This is a genomic window from Roseomonas sp. TS2, from assembly GCF_058833935.1.
Genome location: NZ_JCACVY010000290.1, coordinates 1 through 3569, shown reverse-complemented (window position 1 = coordinate 3569; position 3569 = coordinate 1). Strand labels below are relative to the sequence as shown.

Annotated in this window: 2 protein-coding genes; both read right to left on the bottom strand. The window is 72.6% G+C overall.

Annotated features, from left to right (window positions below; genetic code table 11):
* The coding region (locus ACZJYS_RS23455) for a Ppx/GppA phosphatase family protein (RefSeq protein WP_493180526.1) at positions 1-1441 on the bottom strand (1441 nt) is incomplete at its 3' end.
* 16 nt (positions 1442-1457) lie between these two features.
* Positions 1458-3569, bottom strand: a 2112-nt coding sequence (locus ACZJYS_RS23450) for an RNA degradosome polyphosphate kinase (RefSeq protein WP_493180525.1), incomplete at its 5' end; no start/stop codon positions are given.

Genomic DNA, 3569 nt, shown 5'->3' with positions numbered 1-3569 from the left:
AATCGCCGGCGAAGACGCCGCCCCCTTCCACCAGCCGCAGGGTCAGCGTGCCGTCCTGCACGGCCAGGGTGGCGCCGGCCAGCAGGCCCGGCGTGCCGCCCGAGAGGGTGTAGGCCAGCCGCAGCGCCGCCCCCAGCACCTCCGCCCGGCGCAGCGTGGCGGAGTCGAGCAGCATGCGGGCGGTGCCGAGCCAGCTGGCGTCGAGTTCCGGCTCGTAGCGCAGCGCCACCACCAGGGCGAGGAAGGCGCGCTCATGGTGGTCCAGCCCGATGCCGGGCTGGCGCAGCACGCGCAGGAAGCTCTGCTCGGCGCGGTAGTCCGGGTGGTCGTGGCTGCCGATGTCGGAGAGCCAGCAGGCGGCCTGGCGCAGCGCCGCGGCATCCGGCGTCTCGGGCGCGAAGAGCGGCGCCGTCCAGGCGGAGAGGGCGGCGGGCAGCGCGGTGTCGCGGCCGTAGCGCGCGGCCATCTCGCGGCCGGCGGCCAGCAGCGGGTCCTCCCGCCGCACCTCGGGGGGCAGCTGGCGGGCATACCAGCCCTCGCGCAGCCCGTTGGCGCTGAACACCACGCGGCGCGCGCCGGTGGCGCGCAGCAGCCGGCGCAGCGCCACGGCGGCGAAGGGCAAATCCTGCAGCCGCTTGGAGGGGGCGCCGGGCAGCCGCTCCAGCGTGCGGCGAGTGGCGGTCATCAGCACGGCGCAGAGGTCGCGCGCCTCCTCCCGCCGCAGCACGTAGTGGTGCACGATGGAGAGCGGGTAGGCGGTCTGGGCGATGTGGATCTTGGCCAGCGCCCGCCAGGCGCCGCCGACGAGGTAGAGGTCGCGGTCCTTGCCATGCGCCAGCCAGGGCAGCCGCGCCAGCTCGGCCTCGGCGATGGCGCGGGCGCGGGCCACCTCGCCCCCCGCCCGGTCGGCCAGGCGGATGGCGCCGAGCGGCAGCGAATCGGTGGCGCCGGCGCGGCCCTGGCTCAGCTCCACCAGCTCCAGCGAGCCGCCGCCGAGATCGCCCAGGATGCCGTCCGCCTGCGGGAAGCCGAGCAGCACGCCATCGGCCGAGAAGGCGGCCTCCTCCTGCCCCTCCAGGATGCGGATGGGCACGCCGGGCATCCGCTCCGCCAGCGCGGCGGCGAAGGCGGGGCCGTTCTCGGCGTCGCGCACCGCGGCGGTGGCGAGCACCTCCAGCGGCGCGGCGCCCATGGCGCGGGCGATGGCGTGGTAGCGCTCCAGCACCGTCAGCGCCTGGGGCACCGCCTCCTCGTTCAGCCTGCCGGTGGTCTGCAGGCCGCGGCCGAGGCCGAGCACCGCCTTCTCGTTGAAAATGGCGAGCGGGTTGCGCCCGCGCCCCTCGAACACCACGAGGCGCACCGAGTTGGAGCCGAGGTCGACGATGCCGGCCCGTGGGGGATGGGCGAGATCAAGGCCGGCATGGCGGTCGGGAAGGTCCAAGCGGGGAAGTCCTCTGTCAGTCCTGGGAGACGCGGTCCTGCCGGCGGCGCGTGGCGGTGCGCCCGGGGGCGCGCTGCAAGGCGCTGCCCCGGCCGGAGAGCGAGGGGTTGGTCATGAAATACTCATGGGCCGAGACGGGTTGCGTCCCCGGCGGCAGGCGGCGCCAGCCGCCATCGGCGTGCAGCTGCCAGGACTGGGCGGTGTCCTTCAGGTTCACCGCCATGATCTGGTCGACGATCTGGGCGTGCACGGTGGGGTTCTCCACCGGCACCATGGTCTCCACGCGCCAGTCCATGTTGCGCGCCATCCAGTCGGCCGAGGCGATGTAGACCCGCGCCCGGCGCGAGGGCAGCCGGTGCCCGTTGCCGAAGACGTAGATGCGCGAATGCTCGAGGAACCGCCCGACGATGGACTTCACCCGGATATGGTCGGACAGGCCCGGCACGCCGGGGCGCAGGCAGCAGATGCCGCGCACCACGCAATCCACCTTCACCCCCGCCTGGCTGGCGCGGTAGAGCGCGTCGATCAGCTGGTTGTCCACCAGCGAGTTCATCTTCAGCCAGATATGCGCGGGCTTGCCCTCCTGCGCGAAGGCGATCTCCTGCTCGATCAGCCCGAGCATGGCGGGGCGGATGGTCAGCGGCGCGAAGGCCAGCTTCTCCATCGCCTCGGGGCGGGCATAGCCGGTCATGTAGTTGAACAGCTTCTGCGCGTCGCGCGTCAGCGAGGAATCGGCGGTGAAGAAGCTGAGGTCGGTGTAGATGCGCGCCGTGATGGGGTGGTAGTTGCCGGTGCCGAAATGCGCGTAGGAGCGCAGCGTGCCGCCCTCGCGCCGCACCACCAGGCTCACCTTGCAGTGGATCTTGAGGTCGACGAAGCCGTAGACGACCTGCACGCCCGCCGCCTCCAGCTCGCGCGCGAGCGCGATGTTGCGCTCCTCGTCGAAGCGCGCCTTCAGCTCCACCATGGCGGTGACGGACTTGCCCATCTCCGCCGCCTCGATCAGCGCGCGGGCGATCGGGCTGTCGCGGCTGGTGCGGTAGAGGGTCTGCTTGATGGCCACCACGTTGGGGTCGCGCGCCGCCTGCCGCAGGAACTGCACCACCACGTCGAAGCTCTCATAGGGGTGGTGGACGACGATGTCCTTGGCGCGGATGGCGGCGAAGCAGTCGCCGCCGAAATCGAGGATGCGCTCGGGGAAGCGCGGCGTGTAGGGGGTGAAGAGCAGGTCCGGCCGGTCGTCGACGATGAGCTGCTTGAGGTCCGCCAGCCCCAGCAGGCCATCGACCACGAAGATCTCGGCGCGCGGCGCGTCCAGCTCCTCCACCACGAAGTCCACCAGGTCGGCGGCCATGCGGGCATCGACCGAGAGCTGGATGGCGCGGCCGCGCCGGCGCCGCTTCAGCGCGCTCTCGTAGGAGCGGACGAGGTCCTCCGCCTCCTCCTCGAACTCCACGTCGGTGTCGCGGATCAGGCGGAACAGCCCCTGCTCGGCGTTGATGAAGCCGGGGAACAGGCGCGGCAGGAACAGCGTGACCACGTCCTCCAGCAGCACGAAGCGGATCGGGCCGGTGCCGGGGGTGATCTGCGGCGCGTCCTCGGCGGCGGGGAGGCGGATGAAGCGCTCCACCTGGCTGGGCAGCGGCAGCAGCGCGCGCATGGTGCCGCCATCCTCCTCCCGCACCAGCTTGAAGACCATGCACAGCGCCAGGTTGCTGATGAAGGGGAAGGGATGCGCCGGATCGACCGCCAGCGGCGTCAGCACCGGGAAGACGCGCTCGAGGAACCAGGTCTCGAGCCAGCCCCGGTCGGCCTCCGACAGCTCCTCCACGGCGCAGACCGAGACGCCCGCCTCGCGCGCCTGCTGCCGCAGGCTGCGCCAGCCCGCCTGCTGCTCCTCGATCAGCGCGGCGGCGCGGGCGTGGATGGCGGTGAGCTGCTGCCCCGGCGTCAGCCCGTCCGGCGAGGAGGGGATGATGCCCGCCCGCTCCTGCCCCACCAGCCCGGCCACGCGCACCGAGTAGAACTCGTCCAGGTTGGAGGCGGAGATGGCGACGAAGCGCAGCCGCTCCAGCAGCGGGTGGTGCGGGTTGGCCGCCTCCTCCAGCACGCGCTGGTTGAAGTCCAG